A 23030-nucleotide genomic window follows, 5' to 3' on the forward strand; every position below is an offset into this window, starting at 1 on the left:
GCTCGCGCCGTTTGTTGACGTACATGTGTACCCCCGGCCGACGGGGGTCGAGCTGGGGGAGGCCATGCGCTTTCGCGGGAAGTCGATCCGCCGGAAGATCGTGGCGCTGCTTCTCGTGCCGCTGCTCTCCCTGATCGCGGTATGGGGCTTCGCCACGGTGCTGACGGGACGTGAGGTCGCCCAGCTCTTCCAGGTGTCGACCATCACGGAGAAGCTCGGTTATCCCACCGAGGACACCGTTCGCGTGCTCCAGCAGGAACGCCGCCAGACCCTCGTCTACCTCGCCGACCCGCGCGCGTCGGACGCCCTGTCCGACCTGCGCAGCACACGGACCGCTTCGGACGACGCCATCGCCAAGCTCCGCCGGAACGCGCACGATCCCCATGTCCGCGACGGCCTGGACCAGGACGACGACGAGCGGCTCACCGCCGTACTGGACGCGTTCGACGGCATCGAGTCGCTGCGCCGGACCGTGGAGGAGGGCACCGTCTCCCGCCTCCAGGCCCTCAACCAGTACAACCGGCTCGTCGACCCCTGCTACTCCCTCCTCGCCACCGTCGACGGAGTCGACAGCGTGGAGCTGGACAAGCAGGCCCGTGCCCTGGTGAACATCACGCGCGCCCGCGAACTGCTGTCCCGCGAGGACGCGTTGCTCAGCTCCGCCCTGGTCGTGGGGAAGTTGAACCACGACGAGATCCGTGACGTCTCCGACCTCGTCGCCCAGCGCACCATGATGTACGACATCAGCCTCGCGGTACTGCCAGCGGCGGAGCGCGAGCGTTACGAGAGCTTCTGGAAGAACGCCGGCACCGCTCCACTGCGCTCCGCCGAGCAGTCCGTCGCCTCCGCCGATCCCGGCACCTTCAACAGGGTCAGCGCCAAGAGCTGGGACGCCGCCGGGGGCAGTGTGCTCGCCGACCTCGCCAAGCTCGACGACCAGGCCGGCGACCGTCTTCAGGACCGGGTCCGCCCGGACGCGATGGCCGTCATCATCAAGGCGGCCAGTGTGGGCGTCCTCGGCCTGATCGCCCTGCTCTTCTCGCTCGTGCTGTCCGTACGTGTCGGCCGCGGCCTCATCCGCGATCTGAGGCAACTGCGCCTGGAGGCCCACGAGGCTTCCGGCGTACGGCTGCCCAGCGTCATGCGTCGCCTCTCCGTGGGTGAGCAGGTCGACGTCGAGACCGAGGTCCCGCGCCTGGAGTACGACAAGAACGAGATGGGCGAGGTCGGCCAGGCACTCAACACCCTCCAGCGCGCCGCCGTCGAAGCCGCCGTGAAACAGGCCGAGTTGCGGGCCGGTGTCTCCGAGGTCTTCGTCAACCTCGCCCGCCGCAGTCAGGTACTGCTCCACAAGCAGCTCACCCTGCTCGACACGATGGAGCGCCGCACCGAGGACACCGACGAACTCGCCGACCTGTTCCGCCTGGACCACCTGACCACCCGCATGCGCCGACACGCCGAGGGCCTGGTGATCCTCTCCGGCGCCGCCCCGTCCCGGCAGTGGCGCAAACCCGTCCAGTTGATGGACGTCGTCCGCGCCGCCGTCGCCGAGGTCGAGGACTACGAGCGCATCGAGGTCCGCCGGCTGCCGAGGGTGGCCGTGACCGGACCGGCCGTCGCGGACCTCACGCACCTGGTGGCCGAACTCCTGGAGAACGCCACCGTGTTCTCCCCGCCGCACACCGCCGTCCAGGTCGTGGGCGAGCGCGTCGCCAACGGCTTCACGCTGGAGATCCACGACCGCGGGCTCGGTATGGCCGCCGACGCGCTGCTGGACGCCAACCTCCGGCTCGCCGAGACACCGGAGTTCGAGCTGTCCGATACCGACCGGCTGGGCCTGTTCGTGGTCAGCCGGCTCGCGCAGCGGCAGAACGTCCGGGTCTCGCTCCAGCCCTCGCCGTACGGCGGCACGACCGCTGTCGTCTTCATCCCCGACGCGCTGCTGACCGACGACGTCCCGGACACCAACGGCATCGGCTTCCGTCTGGACCGCCCCCGGCCGCCGAAGGAGATCGCCCTGGAGGAGTCCAAGCGGGTCCTCCTGGCCAAGGGGTCGCCCCAGGTGCCGGGCATGGCGCCCGCGATCCTGGACGGTCCGGTCGAACTGGAGGCGCCCGTCGACCTGGACGCCCTGAACGAATTCCCTGGCGCGCTCGACTCCGAGGACAGCGAGCGCGGCGGTCTGTTCCGCCCGCGCCGCTCCCTGGCCCAGGTCGACGACGAAGGCCCGGACACCGACGCGACGGTCATCGGCGACGAGGACCCGGACGCACCGGTGCCGCTGCCCCGTCTTCGTACTCCCAAGCTGGTCAGCTCCCACGGACGCCCGGTCACCGACGAACGGCCGGGACGCGTCGATGCGCAGGAACCACCGGCGATCGGCCCGGGCGGAACCCGGTCGCAGCCGAATCCCCCGGTCTCCTCAGGGCTTTCGCGCTCCGAGCCTGCGACGCTGCCGAGCCGACGTCGTGCCGCGGCACTGCGCCGGGGCACCGGAGTGGCCGACCGCCTCGACGAGATGCCGCAGGCTCCGGCCTCGTCGGCATCCCCGAGCCGTGAACTCGGCGGCGCGGCCCGCTCTCCCGCCCTGCCCCGGCGCACCCGGCGCGCCGAGATCGCGTCGAGCGGCGCGGGCCCGGACGACTCCGCCATCGGCGCCGGCGACGGGCCGGGTTCGGGCGCGCCCGCTGTCGGTTCCGCTCCGGGCGTTCTCGGGAGGGACGGTTCGGCCGACTCCGCCCCGGGCGGTGCCGTACGGCCCGGCCGGGGCGACTCCGCCCGTGCCGGCTCCGGAGTGTCCGGCTCGGACAGGCCGGCCCTTGAGGCCGCCCGTGGGCCACAGGACGCCGCCTCCGGCAGCGCCCCGCTGCCCCGCCGGGTGCGGCAGGCCAACCTGGCCCCGCAGCTGAAGCAGAGTCCTGAGCGACGCCCGCAGAACCAGACGGGGCCCGCCGAACGGGACGCCGACGAGGTACGCAGCCGTATGGCCTCACTCCAACGCGGCTGGCAGCGCGGCCGTGAGGAGAATGCCGAGGACGACGACACGTCCGGCGGCACAGCAGCACAACGAACGACTAAGGGGGACGGTCCATGACCGCACCGAAGGCGACCGACAAGTCCGGCGAGCTCAACTGGCTCCTCGATGACCTGGTGGACCGTGTCACGAGTATCCGCAAGGCCCTGGTGCTCTCCAGCGACGGCCTCCCGACCGGCGTGTCCAAGGACCTGACCCGCGAGGACAGTGAGCACCTCGCGGCCGTGGCGTCCGGCTTCCACAGCCTCGCCAAGGGCGTGGGCCGGCACTTCGACGCGGGCAGCGTGCGGCAGACGGTCGTCGAGCTCGACGACGCCTTCCTGTTCGTGACGGCCGCCGGTGACGGCAGCTGCCTCGCCGTCCTCTCCGACGCCGACTCGGACGTGGGTCTCGTCGCGTACGAGATGACGCTCCTGGTCAAGCGGGTCGGTGTGCATCTGGGCGCCGCCCCACGCACCGATCTGCCTCAGGGCGGGTAGTGAGATGGCATGAGCACAGAAGGTCAGGGAAGAAGCCACTGGTTCGACGACGAGGCCGGACCGGTGGTCCGGCCCTACGCCATGACGCGCGGCCGCACCACGAGTACCGGCCAGCACCGCCTCGACCTCATCGCGGTCGTCGTCGCCGAACCGGACACGGACGACCCCGAAGGGGACCACTCGCTGTCCCCCGAGCACGTGGACATCGTCGACCTGTGCCGGGAGACCCCGCAGTCGGTCGCCGAACTGTCCTCCGAACTCGACCTGCCCATCGGGGTGATACGCGTCCTCATAGGCGACCTCGTCAACTCGGAGTGGGTCCATGTGAACCGGCCGGTGCCGCCCGCCGAACTCCCCGACGAAAGCATTCTGCGCGACGTGATCAACGGCCTCAGGGCCCTGTGACCAACCCTCCCGCCGACCCGGTCCGTTCACCACGGTGGCCTGACATCGGAGAACAGTCGAGAAGGGCCGTACGCGCACGGCGGGAGCGCCCACCGTTCCGTGGCGGGCGCCCGCACACCCTGCCGATATGATCTGACGAATCGTCGACGACCATCCGCGGACGGCCGGCCACCGGCCCGCGGACACGGTGCCGAGCAGTGCGATCGGGGAGACGGACGTGACGACAGGCCGGCAGTTCCCGGTCGACCCGGGCGGCACCCTCGCCGACATCGTCGAGCGACGCCCGGACGGCCGCCTGTGCGAACCGATGAGGCCGCCTCTCGCGCCGACGCTCCCCTCACGGTGGTCAACTCGGCGGTCCTGTACGTGTTCCGGCTCCTGGCCGACGACGACACCCGGCTTCACGGCGACTGTCCGCGCCCGCCCGGCGTCGTCGGGCCGGTGCCCGAACCGGCCGCCCCCGGCGCGACGAGTTCGGGTTGCGTCCAGGCACCGTAGGGTGCCCCCGTACGGCATGGCGGGCGGCGAGCCCGGTGCACCGGGTGCCGCGGACGTCGACCCACGCGACGCACTCGCCATCGAGCCCCCGACGGCGGATGCTGTGGCCGCCGTCCACTCCACACCCCCAGCAAGCAGGAGAAGAGACCAATGATCTTCGGGCGATCTGAGCGCGGCAAGCCCCCGGTCGAGCCCGTCACGCTCAAGATCCTGGTGGCCGGCGGCTTCGGCGTGGGCAAGACCACGCTGGTGGGCGCGGTCAGCGAGATCAGGCCGCTGCGCACCGAGGAACTGCTGACCGAGGCGGGCCGCCCGGTCGACGACATCAGCGGTGTGGAGAGCAAGCGCACCACCACCGTCGCCATGGACTTCGGGCGAATCACCCTGCGCGAGGACCTGGTGCTGTACCTGTTCGGCACACCCGGTCAGGAGCGGTTCTGGTTCATGTGGGACGAGTTGTCCGAGGGTGCCCTCGGAGCCGTGGTGCTCGCCGACACCCGTCGCCTGGAGGACTGCTTCGCCGCCGTCGACTACTTCGAGCGGCGCTCCATACCCTTCGTCGTGGGCGTCAACTGCTTCGAGGGCGCGGTCCGTTACCCGGAGGAGGACGTACGCCAGGCCCTCGATCTGGACGGCGACGTCCCGATCCTGCTGTGCGACGCCCGCGACAAGCAGTCGGTGAAGGACGTCCTCGTCGGAGTCGTCCAGCACGCGATGGCGTACTCGGCGAGGCGCCGCCAGGCCGTCATCACCTGAGGCACGGGTGCTGCCCGTACCCCCGCCGACAGGGGTACGGGCAGCGGTCCGACGGCACCACGCGCGCGTGCCTAGTTCTCGCCGTCCTCCTCCCAGCCGAAGCTCTTCTCCACGGCCTTGCGCCAGTTGTGGTACTGGCGGTCCCGGACGGACGCCTCCATGTTCGGCGTCCACTCGACGTCCTTCTGCCAGTGCGACTTCAACTGGTCGAGGTCGTTCCACACGCCTGTGGCGAGCCCGGCCGCGTAGGCGGCGCCCAGGCACGTGGTCTCGGAGACCTTCGGCCGGACCACCGGAACGTCCAGCACATCCGCCTGGTGCTGCATGAGCAGGTTGTTCTTCGTCATGCCGCCGTCCACCTTCAGCGTGGTGATGTGCACGCCGGAGTCCTGGTACATCGCGTCCACGACCTCACGGGTCTGCCAGCTCGTCGCCTCCAGCACGGCGCGCGCGAGGTGCGCCTTGGTGACGTACCGCGTGAGACCCGTGACGACTCCGCGGGCGTCGGAGCGCCAATAGGGCGCGAACAGACCGGAGAAGGCGGGCACGATGTACGCGCCGCCATTGTCGTCGACACTCGCCGCCAGGGGTTCGATCTCGTCGGCGTCACGGATGATGCCGAGCTGGTCGCGGAACCATTGGACCAGGGCGCCCGTGATGGCGATCGAGCCCTCCAGACAGTAGACCGGCGCCTCGGTGCCGATCTTGTAGCCCATCGTCGTCAGCAGCCCGTTCTTCGACGGGACCGGCCGGCTGCCCGTGTTGAGCAGCAGGAAGGAGCCCGTGCCGTACGTGTTCTTCGCCGTGCCCACGTCGTAGCAGGCCTGCCCGAACACCGCGGCCTGCTGGTCACCCAGCGCCGACGCCACCGGCACACCCGCGAGTTGGCCGACCGCGGTGCCGTAGACCTCGGCGGACGACCGGATCCCGGGCAGCACGGCGTCCGGCACGTTCATCGCGTCCAGGATGGACTGGTCCCACTGGAGGGTCTCGAGGTTCATCAACATGGTCCGTCCGGCGTTCGTCACGTCCGTGACGTGCCGTCCGCCGTCCGTGCCGCCGGTGAGGTTCCAGATCAGCCAGGAGTCGACGGTGCCGAACGCGATCTCGCCGTTCTCGGCACGCGCGCGCAGACCCGGCACGTTGTCCAGCAGCCAGGCTGCCTTCGGTCCCGAGAAGTAGGTGGCCAGCGGCAGACCCGTCTGCTCGCGGAAGCGGTCCTGCCCGTCCGAGCCGCCGAGTTGACTGGTCAGGGCCGCGGTGCGGGTGTCCTGCCACACGATCGCGTTGTGTACTGGCTTGCCCGTGGCCCGGTCCCACAGGACCGTCGTCTCACGCTGGTTGGTGATGCCCAGCGCGCTGAGCTGGTCGGCACGCAGCCCCGCCTTGGCGATCGCCCCGGCGACCACGGCCTGCACCTTGGACCAGATCTCGGTGGCGTCGTGCTCCACCCAGCCGGGCTTGGGGAAGATCTGGCGGTGCTCGCGCTGGTCGACGGCCACGATCGCGCCGTCCTGGTTGAAGATGATGCAGCGGCTGGAAGTAGTGCCCTGGTCGATGGCGGCGACGAACTTGTCCGTCATGACGTCCCCTTCGTCAGTTCCTGCACAAGGCTGTCTTTCACGAGGGCGGTGTTTCGGGAGGCGGTGTTGCAGAAGGCGCGTTTCAGAAGGCCGCGTTGAAGATGACCCCGGACAGCGCCCCGCCGATCAGCGGTCCTACCACCGGGATCCACGCGTAACCCCAGTCCGAGGTGCCCTTGTTGGGAATCGGCAGCAGGGTGTGCACGATGCGCGGGCCGAGGTCACGGGCGGGGTTGATGGCGTATCCGGTGGGCCCGCCGAGCGACAGACCGATACCGACCACCAGGAAGGCGACGACGAGGACCGCGGTACCGGACTCGCCGAGTCCCTTGGTCAGGCCGAAGGCCAGGATCGGCAGGACCAAACCGACCGTCGCGATGATCTCCGTGATCAGGTTCGCCACGGGATTGCGGATCGCGGGCGCGGTGGAGAAGATCCCGAGCGTGGGCTGCGCGAGCTCCTCCTCGGCGTTGGCCTGGAACTGCGCGTAGTAGACCAGCCAGCACAGCACCGCTCCGAGCACGGCACCGACCATCTGCCCGGCGATGTACACGGGAACCTGGTCCCAGTCCCCGGTGTCGACGGCGATCCCGATGGTCACGGCGGGGTTGAGATGCCCGCCGGACAGCGGGGCGGCGGTGTACGCCCCCGCCAGCACGCCGAAGCCCCAGCCGAACGCGATGACGACCCAGCCGGCGTCCTTCGCCTTGGAGTGGTTGAGTACGACGGCGGCGACCACACCGGCGCCGAAGAGGATCAGAATCGCCGTACCGATGACCTCACCGAGGAATACGTCTCCGTTGCTCATGGCGGCTCCTAGGCCCTGGCCCGAGACGTTCCCGCCCCGGCGCTCCGTGCAGGGTTGCGGTTCCCTTGGCGAACTGCCGAGGGCAGGGAGATCCCGCGCCCCGCCCGGCGTCCGCGACGAGCGTGCCGTCGCAGCCGAATCGCCCGTGGGGGTATGGGCCTGGACTCGTGGGGGCCCGCGCCGCGTGGTGCCTGGATGCGCCGAGAATGTACGGCGATGTCGACTGACACCGGAAGTGTTCACCGGGCCCCGGGGGGCGTCAAGGTAGCCGACCACAACGGTTGGGCGAGCTGCCCGGACCGCCCCGGCGTCCCCGTTCCACGGGCGTGCGGCGAGCCGGAACATGCCCGAGCCGAGCGTTGCCGTGCCCGGGCGTCCCTCTCAACCCCACCCCGGCTCCGCCACCGCATACCCCGTCGAAGCGGCCTCCGCCCCCGTGCCGCGCCGGATCTCGTGCCCGGGCGAGCCGGCCCGCCCGATGACCCAACTGGCCCCGCTGAGCGCCTTCGCGGCCTTCTTCAGCGGCGCCAGACATGCCGCCGCCTCCCGGTGGTCGGCCACACTGCCCGGCACGCAGACCACGGTGGCCAGGGAGAGCGTCACGGGCCGCCCGCCCGCCGACCAGGGAGCGTCGAGAACGGCGGCAGCCAGCGGAGCCAGTTGCTCCGGATCCGCCAGCACCAGGAAGTCGTCCCCGCCGATGTGCCCCACGCGTACGGCGTCGGCCGCGGCGTGCTGAAGCACCCGCCCCACCGATCGGATCAGCTCGTCGCCCGCCGCGAACCCTGCACCGTCGTTGACCTGCTTGAAGTGGTCGACGTCCAGCCAACTCAGCGCGAACGTCCGCCCGTCCGCGACACACCGGTCCACCTCGGCCGTGATCGCGTCCGAACCGGGCAGCCGGGTCAGCGGATTGAGCCGGGCCGCCTCCTCCACCCTGGTCTCGCTCAGCGCCCGTACGAGATCCGCGAGCCGTACGACCCCCACGCACCGGCCGTACCGGTCGACCACGGCCACGTCGTCCGACGTACGGTCCTCGCCCCCGACCGCGACCACGTCCAGGACCTCCCACGCGGTGGCGTCGATGCCGACCACCCGTGGCGGATCACCGAGTTTGGCGGCGGGCCGGTCGGCGTACAAGGCGTGTCCGTAGCGCCCCGACATCGACAGGAGGAAACGCGACCGGTGCACCGAGCGGAACGGCACCCCGTCCCGGTCCACCAGCAGCACCCCGGACACATCGGGCGACCCGGTCAGCAGCGCCCGTACCTGCCCCGCCGACGCGGTGGCCGGCAGCAGTGCGGCAGGGCGCACGAACTCCCGTACCGACGGTCCGGACCGAGGGGGCGTCGCGGCGGCGGGGGAGCGGGGCGGCATGTACACCTCCGCCGTGGGCAGCCGGGACGGCGGTGCGAACAGCGCGCCCTGTGCCAGTTGCGCACCGGCCGACAGGGCGGCCGCGTACTGGAGTTCGGTCTCCACGCCCTCGACGCAGAGAAGCGCCCCGAGTTCGTCGCACAGGGTCCGCATCGCCCGAACCGCCGAAGGCCGGACCAGCAGTGACGCGTCGAGCTTCACGAGGTCGGGCGACATGTCGACAAGCAGCCTGAGCGGTACGTCACCGTCCCCGATGCCGTCCGCACTGATCCGGAAGCCCTGCCCCCGCAACTCCGCGACCGCCTCCGGCAGTGCCTGGTGCGGCACATGCGTGTACGGCGGACCCACGTCCAGCGTGATCTCCCACGGCAGCCGCCCCGCCTCACGCACCGCGTGGTGCAGCGGGGTGAGCCCGCCGAGGTCGGCGAGCGTGCCCGCGAACACGTTGACGTGCAGCGGCAGCACTGTCTGCGTCCGGGCCGCCGCCCGCACCGCCAACACGGTCAGCCGACCGTCGAGTTCGGGGTCCCGCCGGGCCTCCGCCAGAATGTCGCCGGTCTCCGGACGGGCGAGTATCTCCAGTCCCGCCACCCCGCCCGTGACCGGGTTGACCACCGGCTGGAAGGCGAAGCGGAGAGTGTCCGTCCATGAGCGCACGGCAGCATGGTGGCGCCATTCGGGCACGCCCAGGTTCAGTTCATGAGACGTTCACGCAGAATCGCGAGGTATTCACGGAGCGTGAGGAAATCCCTTTCCCGTGATCACCGTACGGCTATCACCGCCGACCCGTGCCCGAACAGCCCCTGGTTCGCGGTGATCCCCACGCGCGCGTGCTCGACCTGTCTGTCACCCGCGGCGCCCCGCAACTGCCAAGTGAGCTCGCACACCTGGGCGATCGCCTGAGCCGGGACCGCCTCGCCGAAGGAGGCGAGGCCGCCGCTCGTGTTGACGGGTATGCGGCCGCCCGGCGCCGTCGCCCCCTCACGCAGCAGCTTCGCGCCCTCGCCCGCCCCGCACAGCCCGAGATCCTCGTACCACTGCAGTTCCAGGGCGGTGGACAGGTCGTACACCTCGGCCAGCGAGAGGTCCTCCGGCCCGACTCCGGCCTCCTCGTAGGCGGCGTGCGCGATCGACGCCCGGAAGGTCTCGGCGGTGGGCCCGGCCGCCGCGGCGGAGTCCGTCGCGATGTCCGGCAGGTCCAGCACCGTGTTCGGATAGGTCGGTGTCACCGTCGACACCGCGCTGATCCGCACGGGATCGGCCACGCCCCGCCGGCGTGCGAACTCCATGCTGGAGAGCACCAGCGCCGCCCCACCGTCCGAGGTCGCGCAGATGTCGAGCAGCCGCAGGGGATCGGCCACCACGGCGGAGGTCCCCACCTCTTCCGCGGTCACCCGCCTGCGGTACCGCGCGTACGGATTCAGCACGCCCATGGCCGCGTTCTTCACCTTGACCTGAGCGAAGTCCTCGGGCGTATCCCCGTGCACGGCCATGCGCCTGCGCGCGTACAGCCCGAAGTACGTGGGATTGGTCGCCCCGAGAACCCGGAACCGCAGCCAGTCCGGATCGTCGGGCCGGTCACCGCCCGCGGGCCGGAAGAAACCCTTCGGCGCAGAGTCGGCACCGACCACGAGCACCACGTCGGCCAGACCCGCGAGGATCTGTGCCCGCGCGGTCGCCACCGCCTGCGCCCCGGACGCGCACGCCGCGTACACGCTGGTGACGCGGGCCCCCTGCCAGCCCAGCGCCTTGGCGAAGGTCGCCCCCGCCACATAGCCCGGATAACCGCCCCGCACGGTGTCCGCGCCCACGATCGAGCCGATCTCCCGCCACTCCAGACCCGCGTCGGCCAGCGCCGCGCGGGCCGCCACCACCCCGTACTCGACAAAGCCACGGCCCCATTTGCCCCAGGGGTGCATGCCGGCGCCAAGAACCGCCACCGCTCCCGTCATGCCGTCACCCCCGTCGGCCGCCACCGCCATGTCGTCCAGACCGTCTGCCCGTCCTCATGGAGCACACCGGGAACGACCTCCACCTCCGCGCCCACCGCCAGATCGGCGACGGTGACCCCGGGAACAGCCTGCCCCAGCACCACGATCCGTTCGGCGGCCAGCTCCACAGCGATCAACGTGCAGGGCTCCCACGGAAGTTCCGGATCGCTCACATACGGTGACGGAGGCCGGTACCGGCCGTCGGTGTAGGACCAGACTCGGCCTCTTCGCGAAAGGGGAATCTCCGCCAGATCTCCACCAGCGCATCCGGGGTTGCGGCAATGGCCGTCCTCGCGCGGGAAGAAGACCGCGGCGCAGTCGGAGCAGCGGGTGCCGAGAAGAGTGAAGTCGTCCCCGTCGCCGGCGAACCATCCGGCGACCACTGGTGTGCGCGTACGCGACATAGTCCCTCCCCGAACCGGATCTGACGGAACGTCAGAAGTGTTGCACGCGCAGCGGCAAAGAGGCAGAGGGCCCGACGGAACCGGGACTCCCGATGATCGGATACAGTCCGCCGCGTGTCCGAAACTCAACACTCCATCCCCAACTCCGTGCGCGGCTCCCACTGTTCGAGCTGCGGAGCGCCCTACGGAGAGGGCGTAGCGGGCTGGCCCCGCACTTGTCCCGCCTGCGACACGGTGGCCTACCGCAACCCCCTGCCGGTCGCCGTCGCACTCCAGCCCGTGTACGACACCCAGGGCGCCGCCCTGGTCGTCATCACCCGAACCATCGCCCCCGCGCGCGGGGGCATCGCACTGCCCGGCGGTTACATCGACGACGGGGAGGACTGGCGGCACGCCCTGGTCCGTGAACTCAGGGAAGAGACCGGCATCGAGGCGGCGAGCCGCGACGTACGGCTCGTCGACGCCCTGAGCTCGTCCGACGGGCATCTGCTGCTGTTCGGGGCACTCCCGGAGCGCCCTGCCGACGGCCTCCCGTCGTCCGCCGCCACGGACGAGACGGAGGGATGGCATCTCCTGCGCAGACCGGAGGAACTCGCCTTCCCGCTGCACACCCTGGCCGTCCGGGCCTGGTTCGAGGGCCGCTACGTCTGAGACTCAGCGCGCTCCGAGCCCGCGCAGCCGCACCGGGTGGGACGGCTTGCTCACGCCGTTCTCACCCTCCAGCTGAACGACCACTTTCCCGCCCTGCCAGCGGGCGACATAGCGTTCGATCTCCGGTTCGTCCCACCCGTCGCCCGCTTCGGTCACGACCAGCCCGCCCCCGCTCCGCCCCTGGGCGGGTGCCCACACCTCCAGCTCGAGACCGCCGTCGTCCCCCCGCACCGGGATGACGGCACCCGCGCGCGCGAGCACCGGGATCCGCGACAGCGGAGCGTCGACGAGCACCTGCCCCGGCCCGTCGTACGCCTGCTCCGTGGTCGTGTCGTACCAGCGGCCCCGCGGCAGCTGGACCGCACGCCGGTCGCCGCCCGGATCGAGCACCGGTGCCACGAGCAGACAGTCACCCAGCAGGAAGGCGTCCTCGCAGTCCCGCAGCGCGCGATCCTCCGGCGCGGACCACCACAGGGGCCGTACATAGGGCGCGCCGGTACGCCGGGCCAACTGCGCGAGCGTCATGAAGTACGGCAGCAGCCGACGGCGTTCCACGAGCGCCACGCGCGCGTGTTCCAGCACCTCGGCGCCGAACTCCCACGGCTCCCGCCGTCCCGCACGCGGACCCGCGTGTGTGCGGAACAGCGGCAGATGGGCGCCGAGTTGGAACCAGCGCAGATAGAGCTCGGGCGAGGGGTTCCCGTCGTGGCCGCCCACGTCGGGCCCCGAGTAGGGCACTCCGCACAGCCCGAGCCCCATGACGAGTGACAGCGAGGCCCGCAGCCCGGGCCAGCCGGTGGCCACGTCACCGGACCAGGTGCCGCCGTAGCGCTGCATGCCGGCCCATCCGGAGCGCGAGAACAGGAAGGGCCGCTCATCGGGCACCAGTTCGCGCAGCCCCTCGTAACCGGCCCGGGCCATGCACAGCGCGTAGACGTTGTGCGCCTCCTGGTGGTCACCGCCCCGACCCTCCAGGGCATGCCGGGCCGAGCGCGGCAGAGTGGATTCCCCGAAGGCGGTGAAGGAGGTGGGCTCGTTCATGTCGTGCCAGAAACCCGCGAACCCCGCCGTGAGCCTCTCCTGGTAGAGGCGGGCCCACCACGCACGCACACGCGCGTGCGTGAAGTCCGGGAACACCGTCTCCCCGGCCCACCCGACCCCCTCCACGATTCGCCCGGACGCGTCCCGCACGAAGACGTCCTCGGCCGTGCCGCTGTCGTACACGGCGTTGCCCGGTGCGGCCCCGACCGCCGGGTTGACGACCGACACCAGCCGGATCCCGTCCCGCCGCAGTTCCTCGGCCAGTTGGGGCAGCTTGGGGAAGCGCTCCTGGTCCACCGTGAACACCTGGTGCTCGTCGTGGTGGTCGATGTCCAGATGGACGGAGTCGAGCGGCAGACCGCGTTCCTGATAGCCGGCCACGATCCGCCGCACCTCCTGCTCGCTGCCGAAGCCCCGGCGCGCGTGATGGTGGCCGAGTGCCCATGACGGAGGCAGCGCGGGAGCACCGGTGAGCGAAGCCCAGGCGAGCAGCACGCGCGCGGGTGTGCCCACCATCACCCAGCAGCGCAGCGGGCCGCCGTCCATCCGCAACTCGGACGTCCCCGCCCGGTCGTGCCCGGAACCGGCGCCCTCCTCGCCCTCCCGCAGGGTCACGGTGCCGTCCCACGAGGTGTCGTGGAAGACGAGATGGGTGGCGGCGTCGGCCACCACCAGCTGCACGGGCATCGTGACGTACAGCGGGTCGTCGCCCGGCTCGAACGCCCGTCCGGGGTCCGTGTTCCACAACCGATACGTTCCGTCCCGCAGCCGCGGGCCCGACGCCCGTCCTCCCAGCCCGAAGAACCGCGCGTCGGCGGCCACCTCCGACCGCTGCATCCACCGCGCCGCGCCGCCCTCCACCGGTTCCCACCACCGGGGCGGCAGATCCCGGCGCAGGGTCACCCCACCGGGCGTACGCACCTCGACCGCGCCGTGCCGCGACACGACGACCGTCGCCCGCTCGGACACGACCCGCCAGCCGCCGTCCTTGTCCGGCTCCAGGACCGCGCGAGGATCAGGCTCCGGGCAACGACCCGCGAGGGCGTACGACGGCTCGGGCCCGGCCCCGTCCCAGCCCCAGAACACCACCCCGTTCACCGTGACCGTGATCCGCAGCTCGGAGCGGCTGAACCGTACGACGCCCCCGCCGGGCCCCGGCTCGACGCTCTGCACGGGGCCCGGCACCCGCGCGCGCTCGGCCCCCCGTGCCGGCAGTCCGGTGGCGTCGGTACGCCTTCTGCGCCACGCGGCCCGTACGGTACGCAACCCCTGGGGTGCCCCCGCCGAGCCAACCGCCTTCACCGAACGCACCAGGTCACGACCGTTCATGCTGCTCACCCTGCCACTCACTGCCCCACACGCGTGTGCCGTTCAACTGCCGTTCACCCGTGCCGGGACCACATCTTCACGACACGGACTATGTGGGCCGCACCCTGGCGTTGAAGTTGATCACATGGCATCGTCCCTGTCAGCCGCGTCACGCGCACACCCCTTGCCCGTGCGCGGGTGACGCACACGACGCGCACAGTCCGGGAGCCGCCCCATGTCGACCGTGAACCCCCAGCCGCTCTGGCAGCCAGATCCGCAGCGCATCGCCCGGTCCCAGGTCACCAGGTTCCAGGCATGGGCGGCCGAGCACCACGGCGCCCCGGCCGAAGGAGGCTACGCGGCCCTGCACCGATGGTCCGTGGACGAGCTGGAGAAGTTCTGGGAAGCGGCCACCCAATGGTTCCACGTACGGTTCTCGACGCCCTACGCGCGCGTACTCGGCGACCGCTCCATGCCGGGTGCCGAATGGTTCCCGGGCGCCACCCTCAACTACGCCGAGCACGCCCTGCGCGCGGCCGAGACCCGCGCGGACGAACCGGCCCTGCTGTACGTCGACGAGACCCATGAACCCCGCCCGGTGACCTGGACCGAGCTGCGCCGCCAGGTCGGCTCCCTGGCCGCCGAGCTGCGAGCCCTCGGCGTCCGGCCGGGAGACCGCGTCAGCGGCTACCTGCCGAACATCCCGGAAGCCGTCGTCGCCCTCCTCGCCACCGCCGCCGTGGGTGCCGTCTGGACGTCCTGCGCCCCCGACTTCGGCGCCCGCAGCGTCCTGGACCGCTTCCAGCAGGTCGAACCGGTGGTCCTGTTCACCGTCGACGGGTACCGCTACGGCGGCAAGGAGCACGACCGCCGGGAGACGGTGACCGAACTCCGCGGCGAACTGCCCTCCCTGCGCGCCGTCGTCCACATCCCGCTGCTGGGCACCGAGGCTCCCGAAGGCGCCCTGGAGTGGTCGGCCCTGACGAGCGCGGACACCGAGCCGGTCTTCGAGCAGGTGCCCTTCGCCCACCCTCTGTGGGTGCTCTACTCCTCCGGCACGACCGGCCTGCCCAAGGCCATCGTCCAGTCCCAGGGCGGCATCCTCGTCGAGCACCTCAAGCAGCTCGGCCTGCACTGCGACCTCGGCCCCGAGGACCGCTTCTTCTGGTACACCTCCACAGGCTGGATGATGTGGAACTTCCTCGTCTCCGGCCTCCTCACGGGCACGACCGTCGTCCTGTACGACGGCAGCCCCGGCTATCCCGACACCGGCGCCCAGTGGCGGGTCGCCGAACGCACGGGCGCCACTTTCTACGGCACCTCGGCCGCGTACGTCATGGCCTGCCGCAAGGCCGACGTGCACCCAGGACGCGACTTCGACCTCTCCACGGTGTGCTGCGTGGCCACCACCGGCTCACCGCTCCCGCCCGACGGCTTCCGCTGGCTCCACGACGAGGTCCGCGAGGACCTGTGGATCGCCTCCGTCAGCGGGGGCACGGACGTGTGCTCCTGCTTCGCGGGGGCCGTACCGACCCTGCCCGTGTACATCGGTGAGCTCCAGGCGGCCGGTCTCGGCACCGACCTGCAGTCCTGGGGCCCTGGCGGCGAATCCCTGACCGACGAGGTCGGCGAGCTCGTCGTCACCAACCCCATGCCGTCGATGCCGATCCACTTCTGGAACGACCCCGACGGCAGCCGCTACCACGACAGTTACTTCGACACCTATCCCGGCGTGTGGCGCCACGGCGACTGGATCACCGTCACCGCACGTGGCTCGGTCGTCATCCACGGCCGTTCCGACTCGACGCTCAACCGACAGGGCGTCCGGATGGGCTCGGCCGACATCTACGAGGCCGTGGAGCGACTCCCCGAGATCAAGGAATCCCTGGTCATCGGCATCGAACAGCCCGACGGCGGCTACTGGATGCCCCTCTTCGTGCATCTCGTCCCGGGAGCCGTCCTCGACCAGGCACTTCTGGACCGCATCAAACGGACCATCCGCGAACACCTCTCACCACGCCACATCCCCGACGAGGTCATCGAGGTGCCCGGCATCCCGCACACACTCACCGGGAAGCGCATCGAGGTCCCCGTGAAGCGGCTCCTCCAGGGCACGCCCCTGGACAAGGCGGTCAACCAGGGCTCCGTCGACAACCTCGACCTGCTCCACTTCTACGAGGACCTGGCTCGCAAGCGCGCCTGACGACAGCGGCTCAACCACCGTAGGTGGCCTCGGACTCCCCGAGCACGTCGGCGAGGTCCGAGGCCAGCCGCGCCGCGTCGGCCGGCTCGAGATCGGCGACCGTGACCCGCACACCCGGACCCGACGACAGCCGGAACCGGGCCCCGGCCGCGACCCACCAGCCGTACGACCGCAGCCCGTTCACCACGGCCGACTCGTCAGCGACGGGCACCCACACGTTCATCCCGCTCGCCCCGAACGCCTCTGTGCCCCGGTCTGCGAACTCCCGCAGCAGAGCGCTCCGGCGCAGCGCATAGGTCTCCTCGGCACGAGCGACCAACGCGCGCGTGCCCTCGTCGGTGAGAAGTCCGTACACCGTCTCCTGGAGCAGATGACTGACCCAGCCGGAGGTCAGCAGCAACCGCCCGTCATGTCGGGCCGACGTGATCGGATCGCACGCGGCAGCCGCCCACCGAAGGTCCGTCCCCAGGAACTTGCTCACCGTCCGCACGTGCACCCAGCGCTTCAGCCCGCCGCCCGTGAGGGTCCGCAGAGGAGCACCGGCGACAGCCGACGCGTGATCGTTCTCCACGACCAGGACCTCGGGGTGCTCCAGGAGCACGGACAGCAGCGCGTCCCGGCGCTCGACGGAGAATCGGCCTCCGTACGGATTCTGCGCGCGCGGACTGCAGACGAACGCCCGCGCACCGGCCCGCAGCGCCTCACCCAGAGCCTCAGGCCGCACTCCCTCGTCGTCCACGCCCACGGGGACCGCGCGCAGCCCCAACGCCGTGACCAGATCGAGCAGATGGTGGTACCCGGGATCCTCCATGGCGACGGCATCACCGGGCCGCAACTCCACGGTGAGCAGCCGCCCGACCAGATCGAGCGCCCCGTGCGCGAAGGTCACGTGCTCCAACGGCACCCCGTCGGGTCGCAGCCACTCCCGTACGGCGTCCTCGAGCCGGGCCAGCCGAGGCGTCGAACGGTGCGAACGAGCGCCGGGTGACAGCCGTGAAGGCGGCACAAGGCCGGGGAGCAGACCTGGGTCGGGGTGACCGCCCGCCAAGTCCCGCAGTCCGTCCGGCACTTTGGGCGGCCGCCGTGACGCCACCGCCGGGGCCGGTGCGACCACGGTCCCGCCGCGTCCCCGAGTGACCACGATCCCGCGCTGCCGCAGCTCCTTGTACGCCGTGGCGACCGTCCCCGGACTCACTGCCAGATCGTCGGCCAGGCGCCGCACCGAGGGCAGCGCGGCCCCAGGAGCCAAGGATCCGTCCGCCACGGCTCGCTCCACGGACGCGGCAATTCCCTTGGCCGTCGTACCAATGATCGCATATTGTGTTGCCACGTTGCACAGTATGTATCAGTACATAAATGAAAAGCAAGAAGACAGGGGGAGCAGTGCATCCGATACGGCGCGCGGCAGCATGGTCGAGAAGCGTTCCAGGGGGACGCGACGGACGCGGAATGCTCGTCATCGCCCTCGTCGATCGCATCGGCAGCGGACTGTGGGCCTCCGTCTCCGTCCTCTACTTCACCTACGTGTCCGAGCTCTCCGTCGCCCAGGTCGGCACACTCGCCGCGGCCGCCGGCGTCGTCGGCATCGCCGGTGCGCCGCTCGGCGGCAGGATCGCCGACCGGTTCCCGCTCACCCGAGTCCTTCTCGTCGTCCAACTCCTGCGAGCCGTCGCCTCCGGTGTCCTGCTCATCTCGCACGACTACACCCTGCTCGTCGCCTCCTCGGCCGTGGCCGGCCTCGGAGACAGAGCCGCGAGCGTTCTCACCAAGCTCTACGCCACCCGAGTGGCCGGGCCGGACCGCATCCGCTACCAGGCATTCCACCGCACCATCGCCAACGTGGGCTGGGCGATCGGCGGCCTCGCCGCCGCAGCGGCCCTGACCGTCGACACGACCACCGCCTACCAGTGGCTCCTCGCCGGCGACGCACTGTCCTTCGTTGCCTCCGCCCTCCTCACCCTGCGCTGCGGCGAGCCACACGCCCCCTCCCGCACCGTCACCACCTCGAAGCACGCGGTGCCCAGGACCAGACCGGCCAACCCCTGGCGCGACCGCACCTACCTCGCGTACGTCAGCACCGAAGCCGTTCTCTTCCTGGACGACGCCATGTTCAAAGTCGGCCTGCCCCTGTGGATCGCACACGCGAGCAACGCCCCGCACGGCCTGGCACCGCTCCTCATGGTTCTCAACAACGTCATGGTCGTAGCCCTGCAGATCCCGCTCGCCCGATTCGGCACCACCACAGCGGCCGCCCGGAACCTGCTCATCCCGCTCTCCGTCGCCTTCGCCCTGGGCGGCGTCTCCATGGCACTGGCGGCAACCGGCGGAGCCGTCACCGCCACATTGCTCCTGACCGCCGCAGCGGCCGCCTTCACCACGGCCGAGATGCTCCACGCCACCGTCTCCTGGGAACTCTCCGTGGCCCTGGCCCCGGACACCGCGCAGGGCGCCTATCTCGGGGTCCACGGCCTGGCCCAGTCCGTGCAGCGCAGCTTCGGACCACTCGCGGTCACCGCGGCCATCGCCAACGGCCCGGCAGGATGGCTCGTCTTCGGCACCCTTATCGCTCTGACCTGCGCAGTCCAGCACCGCCTGGTCCGAGGACGCCTCAGCCGGACCCCGATGTCAGTGGCGCCGGTTACTGTGAGTGAGCATTGATCGACTGCGTTCAGGGGGAAACATGGCGCACACCGACCACCAGACGATGCGACGCGTCCTGCGCCGCGAAATCGCCGGCACCATCGGCCTGCTCACCGACGAACACGACTTCCGCGCCATGCGGCGCTACCGCAGCTTCACCTTCGCCGACCACGCGACCTACCTGAAACAGGTCGAAGACCTCCTCAGGACCCGCGCCTCACAGGGCGGCCACACGACCGTGGCCCTCTTCGACCCCCAGGAGTACGCCGAGTTCTGCGAGGAGGCGGGCCTCAACCCCGACATCCCGTCGAGTCGCACACGCTTCACGGCGGAACTCGCCACCACCGGACCGGCGCTCCCGTACGAGGGCCAGCCCCTGACCGACCTGGTACCGGCCCTCGTGGACGAGGCCGTCCGCCAGGCCACCTGGGAGTACGCGACGACACTCCTTGCCCGCCTCGGTGCCTGCGCCTCCTGCGGGGAGGACATCGGCCGTGCGGCCTTCGCCCGGGCCTCGCACCTGCTCGTCCGGATCCTCGACACGGCCCAGCCCGGCACCCACCATCTAGTGTGCAGCGTCACCAGCACTCCCGAGACCCTCGTCGCGGTCCTCCACTCCGACGAGGACACCCAAGGAGCAGTACAACTCGACGAGACCGAGGCCCTCGAGTTCACCACCGTCCTCGCACTCGGCATGGCCACCGAGAGCCCCGGCGGACTCGTCATGCGCACCTCTGCCCAGGGAACGACCGACCGCATCTACGGCTGGCGCCTGCGCGGTGACGGCCTCGAACCCCTCACAGCCGGAGAAGTCTTCGACGCCTACTGCACCGACATCGACTCCGGCGACCTGATCTCCCCGGAATCGGGCGTCGACTACTGCGTGCCACCCGACCTCGGACCGGAGGGACAGACGACGCGCCACAGTCACTGAACACGTGGAGGGCGCCCCACCCACAAGGTGAGGCGCCCTCCAGGAACAGCGGATCAATCGGTGCCGTCCGGCTACTCGCCGGACAGCACCGCCTGAGCCGCGTCGCGTGCCTCCTCGGCGCTGTCGGCCGCCCGGGCGGCCGCGGCCGCCCGCTCGCACTGCGCCAGGGTGTACTTCGCCAGGGTCGCCCGGACATAAGGAATGGAAGCGGAACCCATGGAAAGAGAGGTGACCCCGAGACCGGTCAATACGCAGGCGAGCAGGGGGTCGGAAGCGGCCTCGCCGCAGACACCACAGCTCTTGCCCTCGGCCTTCGCCGCCTCGGCGGACATCGCGACGAGGTCGAGCAGCGCCGGCTGCCACGGATCCTGAAGCCGGGACACCGCACCCACCTGACGGTCGGCGGCGAAGGTGTACTGAGCAAGGTCATTGGTCCCCAGCGACAGGAACTCGACCTCTTGCAGAATCGACCGTGCCCGCAGCGCGGCCGAGGGGATCTCCACCATCGCGCCGAACTTCGCTCGCAGCCCCGCCGCACGACATGCGTCGGCGAACGCCTTGGCATCGGCACGGTCCGCCACCATCGGGGCCATGACCTCGAGGTAGACCGGCAGCCCCTCGACGGCCTTGGAGAGCGCCGTCAGCTGTGTGCGCAGCACCTCCGGGTGGTCCAGCAGCGTCCGCAGTCCGCGCACACCGAGAGCCGGGTTCGGCTCGTCTGACGGCGTCAGGAACTCCAGCGGTTTGTCCGCACCCGCGTCCAGCACACGAACGACGACACGCCCCTCCGGGAACGCCTCCAGCACCTGCCGGTAGGCGTCGACCTGCTTCTCCTCGGTCGGCGCGTTCTTGCTGTCGTCGAGGAAGAGGAACTCGGTACGGAAGAGACCGACGCCTTCGGCCCCGGCCTCGACCGCGGCAGGCACGTCCGCGGGACCGCCGACGTTGGCAAGCAGCGGCACCTTGTGGCCGTCGGCGGTGGCACCCGGACCGGTCGACGCGGCGAGCGCGGCCTTCCGCTTGGCGGCCGCGGCCTCCAACTCGGCCCGCTTCTCGTCGCTCGGGTTGACGAAGATGTCGCCGGTGCTGCCGTCGACAGCGATCACCGTGCCCTCGGTGAGCTCACCGGCACCGGGCAGCGCCACGACGGCCGGCACACCGAGCGCGCGCGCAAGAATCGCACTGTGGCTCGTCGGACCGCCCTCCTCGGTCACGAAGCCCAGCACCAGTGTCGGATCCAGCAGAGCGGTGTCGGCGGGCGCCAGATCACGCGCCACCAGAACATACGGCTCGTCACTGTCCGGAACACCCGGCATGGGCACGCCCAACAGACGGGCGACAATACGATTCCGCACGTCGTCGAGGTCGGCGACGCGTCCCGCGAGGTACTCCCCGGCGCCGGCCAGCAGCTCGCGGTACGCCGCGAACGCGTCATACACGGCACGCTCAGCCGTGCTGCCGACGGCGATACGTCGGTCCACGTCGGTCATCAGCTCGGGATCCTGCGCCATCATGGCCTGTGCCTCGAGCACCGCCTGGGCCTCACCGCCCGCGAGATTGCCGCGCGCCATAAGGTCGGCGGCGACGGCCTCCACAGCCTTGCGAGCGCGCCCCTGTTCACGCTCCGCGTCCTCTGCCGGAATCTGCTTGGCAGGCGGCTCCAGCACCGCCGTTCCCATGTGCCGAACCTCGCCGATCGCCACACCGTGGCTCACGCCGACGCCTCGCAGCGTTGTCTCCATCTCACCCGTCTCCGATAGTGCGGCGGGTCCCGCCGCCGCGGTGGTTGTCATCCCGCCAGTGCCGTGCATGACGGCACACTGACGTCACGTCCAGAGGAAGAGGCTGTCGCCGGACTTCACGTCGCCGTCGTCACGGAGTTCGGAGAGAGCCTCGGCCGTGGCCTCCAGTGCGACGACCGGGCACACCGCGGACTTGCCGGCGGCCTCGACGGCGGCCGGGTCCCAGCGCACGACAGACTGCCCGCGTGTGACGGTGTCGCCCTTGTTCACCAGCAGCTCGAACCCTTCGCCGTTCAACTGCACGGTGTCGATGCCGAGGTGGACGAGCACGCCGTGCCCTTCTTCGTCCACGACGACGAACGCGTGCGGGTGCAGAGAGACGATCACTCCGTCCACGGGCGCGACGGCCTCGGACGGTTCACGCACAGGATCGATCGCGGTACCCGGGCCGACCATGGCTCCGGAGAAGACCGGATCCGGCACGGCGGCCAATCCGATGGCGCGTCCTGCAAGAGGGGACGTCACGGTGGTCATGGGAAGCCTCCCAGGGGTGGAGCTGCGTGTATGTGCCGTCACTGCCTGGCTCGGACGGCGCTTTCGAGCAGCGTATGTCAGATGAAGTACGGGTTCCGCATGGAAGATACCGCTAAGTGGTCTAGACCACCAGCCCCATGGATTTGCACCCTCTTCGCGGCCCCGTGTACAGTCGTACTCCTGCTTGAGGCCGAGCGACGCGATCAAGTGTCCTGGCCTGGCAGCATCCAACTTGTCAGATCCTAACTCGGGATCATCTTCTGCATGCTTGCAGAACGGTGGTCAGAGGGTCGGAAAAACACTGATAGAGTTTGGAACAACGAAGGGAAGAGCCCGGAGGAAAGCCCGAGAGGGTGAGTACAAAGGAAGCGTCCGTTCCTTGAGAACTCAACAGCGTGCCAAAAATCAACGCCAGATATGTTGATACCCCGTCCCCGGCCTTCATGGTCGTGGATGAGGTTCCTTTGAAAAAATACACAGCGAGGACGCTGTGAACGACCGCCTTATTCCGGTGGTTGTTCCGCTCTCGTGATGTGTGCACCCGATTACGGGTAAACATTCACGGAGAGTTTGATCCTGGCTCAGGACGAACGCTGGCGGCGTGCTTAACACATGCAAGTCGAACGATGAACCACTTCGGTG

At 70.4% G+C, this 23030-nt stretch carries 18 protein-coding genes and 1 rRNA gene; 10 read left to right on the forward strand and 9 right to left on the reverse strand.

All coding sequences use genetic code 11. The features are described from left to right. Positions 1 to 64: 64 nt before the first annotated feature. The 5 genes from ACFYRX_RS13655 to ACFYRX_RS13675 all read left to right on the forward strand — a co-directional run bounded on the left by ACFYRX_RS13655 (position 65) and on the right by ACFYRX_RS13675 (position 5172). Entirely contained in the window at positions 65 to 3094 is a 3030-nt protein-coding gene (locus ACFYRX_RS13655; protein ID WP_389099047.1) for a nitrate- and nitrite sensing domain-containing protein, read from the forward strand. Beyond that, positions 3091 to 3513 (forward strand): roadblock/LC7 domain-containing protein, encoded by a 423-nt coding sequence (locus tag ACFYRX_RS13660; protein WP_389099049.1) that lies wholly within the window; start codon positions 3091 to 3093, stop codon positions 3511 to 3513. The genes ACFYRX_RS13655 and ACFYRX_RS13660 overlap by 4 nt, the downstream gene beginning before the upstream one ends. Before the next feature lie 9 nt (positions 3514 to 3522). After that, on the forward strand, positions 3523 to 3918 hold the full coding sequence (locus tag ACFYRX_RS13665; protein ID WP_389099051.1) for a DUF742 domain-containing protein: 396 nt from the start codon (positions 3523 to 3525) through the stop codon (positions 3916 to 3918). Positions 3919 to 4215: 297 nt separating this feature from the next. Then, on the forward strand, positions 4216 to 4416 hold the full coding sequence (locus ACFYRX_RS13670) for a hypothetical protein (RefSeq protein WP_389099053.1): 201 nt from the start codon (positions 4216 to 4218) through the stop codon (positions 4414 to 4416). A 150-nt stretch (positions 4417 to 4566) separates the two neighbouring features. Beyond that, entirely contained in the window at positions 4567 to 5172 is a 606-nt protein-coding gene (locus ACFYRX_RS13675) for an ATP/GTP-binding protein (RefSeq protein ID WP_389099055.1), read from the forward strand. A 71-nt stretch (positions 5173 to 5243) separates the two neighbouring features. Here ACFYRX_RS13675 and glpK read toward each other — a convergent pair whose 3' ends face one another. The 5 genes from glpK to ACFYRX_RS13700 form a co-directional block, all read right to left on the reverse strand. Then, on the reverse strand, positions 5244 to 6755 hold the full coding sequence (glpK, locus tag ACFYRX_RS13680; RefSeq protein ID WP_389099056.1) for a glycerol kinase GlpK: 1512 nt from the start codon (positions 6753 to 6755) through the stop codon (positions 5244 to 5246). Between the two features lie 82 nt (positions 6756 to 6837). Beyond that, positions 6838 to 7563: an MIP/aquaporin family protein gene (locus ACFYRX_RS13685; RefSeq protein ID WP_389099058.1), complete on the reverse strand. Its 726-nt coding sequence runs from the start codon at positions 7561 to 7563 to the stop codon at positions 6838 to 6840. Positions 7564 to 7944: 381 nt separating this feature from the next. Further along, positions 7945 to 9597 (reverse strand): EAL domain-containing protein, encoded by a 1653-nt coding sequence (locus tag ACFYRX_RS13690; protein WP_389099060.1) that lies wholly within the window; start codon positions 9595 to 9597, stop codon positions 7945 to 7947. Between the two features lie 104 nt (positions 9598 to 9701). Further along, a complete protein-coding gene (locus ACFYRX_RS13695) occupies positions 9702 to 10892 on the reverse strand; it encodes a lipid-transfer protein (RefSeq protein ID WP_389099111.1) in 1191 nt (396 codons plus the stop codon). After that, entirely contained in the window at positions 10889 to 11314 is a 426-nt protein-coding gene (locus ACFYRX_RS13700) for a Zn-ribbon domain-containing OB-fold protein (RefSeq protein ID WP_389099112.1), read from the reverse strand. Before ACFYRX_RS13700 ends, ACFYRX_RS13695 begins: the two co-directional genes overlap by 4 nt. 135 nt (positions 11315 to 11449) lie before the next feature. Here ACFYRX_RS13700 and ACFYRX_RS13705 point away from each other — a divergent pair, with 135 nt between their 5' ends. Further along, on the forward strand, positions 11450 to 11986 hold the full coding sequence (locus ACFYRX_RS13705; RefSeq protein ID WP_389099062.1) for an NUDIX domain-containing protein: 537 nt from the start codon (positions 11450 to 11452) through the stop codon (positions 11984 to 11986). A gap of 3 nt (positions 11987 to 11989) precedes the next feature. Here the strand turns inward: ACFYRX_RS13705 and ACFYRX_RS13710 are convergent, their stop codons facing one another. Further along, a complete protein-coding gene (locus tag ACFYRX_RS13710) occupies positions 11990 to 14356 on the reverse strand; it encodes a glycoside hydrolase family 31 protein (RefSeq protein WP_389099064.1) in 2367 nt (788 codons plus the stop codon). 214 nt (positions 14357 to 14570) lie between these two features. Here ACFYRX_RS13710 and ACFYRX_RS13715 point away from each other — a divergent pair, with 214 nt between their 5' ends. Then, positions 14571 to 16538 carry an acetoacetate--CoA ligase gene (locus ACFYRX_RS13715; protein WP_389099066.1) on the forward strand — a complete coding sequence of 656 codons (1968 nt, stop codon included), beginning with the start codon at positions 14571 to 14573 and terminating at the stop codon, positions 16536 to 16538. 10 nt (positions 16539 to 16548) lie between these two features. Here ACFYRX_RS13715 and ACFYRX_RS13720 read toward each other — a convergent pair whose 3' ends face one another. Beyond that, a complete protein-coding gene (locus ACFYRX_RS13720; protein ID WP_389099068.1) occupies positions 16549 to 17868 on the reverse strand; it encodes an aminotransferase class I/II-fold pyridoxal phosphate-dependent enzyme in 1320 nt (439 codons plus the stop codon). Positions 17869 to 17987: 119 nt separating this feature from the next. Between ACFYRX_RS13720 and ACFYRX_RS13725 the strand changes: the two genes are divergently transcribed. Next, the gene (locus ACFYRX_RS13725) at positions 17988 to 19196 is read left to right on the forward strand and encodes an MFS transporter (RefSeq protein ID WP_389099070.1); all 1209 of its coding nucleotides are present in this window, start codon (positions 17988 to 17990) and stop codon (positions 19194 to 19196) included. A 22-nt stretch (positions 19197 to 19218) separates the two neighbouring features. Continuing rightward, the gene (locus ACFYRX_RS13730) at positions 19219 to 20112 is read left to right on the forward strand and encodes a hypothetical protein (protein ID WP_389099071.1); all 894 of its coding nucleotides are present in this window, start codon (positions 19219 to 19221) and stop codon (positions 20110 to 20112) included. A gap of 71 nt (positions 20113 to 20183) precedes the next feature. Here ACFYRX_RS13730 and ptsP read toward each other — a convergent pair whose 3' ends face one another. Together ptsP and ACFYRX_RS13740 are read right to left on the reverse strand one after the other, a co-directional pair. Then, the gene (ptsP, locus tag ACFYRX_RS13735) at positions 20184 to 21854 is read right to left on the reverse strand and encodes a phosphoenolpyruvate--protein phosphotransferase (protein WP_389099072.1); all 1671 of its coding nucleotides are present in this window, start codon (positions 21852 to 21854) and stop codon (positions 20184 to 20186) included. Between the two features lie 84 nt (positions 21855 to 21938). Then, positions 21939 to 22388 (reverse strand): PTS glucose transporter subunit IIA, encoded by a 450-nt coding sequence (locus ACFYRX_RS13740; protein WP_389099073.1) that lies wholly within the window; start codon positions 22386 to 22388, stop codon positions 21939 to 21941. 558 nt (positions 22389 to 22946) lie between these two features. Here ACFYRX_RS13740 and ACFYRX_RS13745 point away from each other — a divergent pair. Then, positions 22947 to 23030: ribosomal RNA gene (locus ACFYRX_RS13745) — 16S ribosomal RNA — on the forward strand; the annotation flags it as partial.

Origin of the sequence: Streptomyces sp. NPDC005374 (assembly GCF_042872225.1) — a bacterium.
GTDB lineage: Bacteria > Actinomycetota > Actinomycetes > Streptomycetales > Streptomycetaceae > Streptomyces.

Bases quoted from the DNA above. Each gene is read 5' to 3' on its own strand.
- ACFYRX_RS13695 (WP_389099111.1), bottom strand. From the start codon at position 10,892: ATGACGGGAGCGGTGGCGGTTCTTGGCGCCGGCATGCACCCCTGGGGC.
- ACFYRX_RS13675 (WP_389099055.1), top strand. From the start codon at position 4,567: ATGATCTTCGGGCGATCTGAGCGCGGCAAGCCCCCGGTCGAGCCCGTC.
- glpK (WP_389099056.1), bottom strand. From the start codon at position 6,755: ATGACGGACAAGTTCGTCGCCGCCATCGACCAGGGCACTACTTCCAGC.
- ACFYRX_RS13660 (WP_389099049.1), top strand. From the start codon at position 3,091: ATGACCGCACCGAAGGCGACCGACAAGTCCGGCGAGCTCAACTGGCTC.
- ACFYRX_RS13655 (WP_389099047.1), top strand. From the start codon at position 65: ATGCGCTTTCGCGGGAAGTCGATCCGCCGGAAGATCGTGGCGCTGCTT.
- ptsP (WP_389099072.1), bottom strand. From the start codon at position 21,854: ATGGAGACAACGCTGCGAGGCGTCGGCGTGAGCCACGGTGTGGCGATC.
- ACFYRX_RS13715 (WP_389099066.1), top strand. From the start codon at position 14,571: ATGTCGACCGTGAACCCCCAGCCGCTCTGGCAGCCAGATCCGCAGCGC.
- ACFYRX_RS13725 (WP_389099070.1), top strand. From the start codon at position 17,988: ATGCTCGTCATCGCCCTCGTCGATCGCATCGGCAGCGGACTGTGGGCC.
- ACFYRX_RS13710 (WP_389099064.1), bottom strand. From the start codon at position 14,356: ATGAACGGTCGTGACCTGGTGCGTTCGGTGAAGGCGGTTGGCTCGGCG.
- ACFYRX_RS13665 (WP_389099051.1), top strand. From the start codon at position 3,523: ATGAGCACAGAAGGTCAGGGAAGAAGCCACTGGTTCGACGACGAGGCC.
- ACFYRX_RS13740 (WP_389099073.1), bottom strand. From the start codon at position 22,388: ATGACCACCGTGACGTCCCCTCTTGCAGGACGCGCCATCGGATTGGCC.
- ACFYRX_RS13730 (WP_389099071.1), top strand. From the start codon at position 19,219: ATGGCGCACACCGACCACCAGACGATGCGACGCGTCCTGCGCCGCGAA.
- ACFYRX_RS13685 (WP_389099058.1), bottom strand. From the start codon at position 7,563: ATGAGCAACGGAGACGTATTCCTCGGTGAGGTCATCGGTACGGCGATT.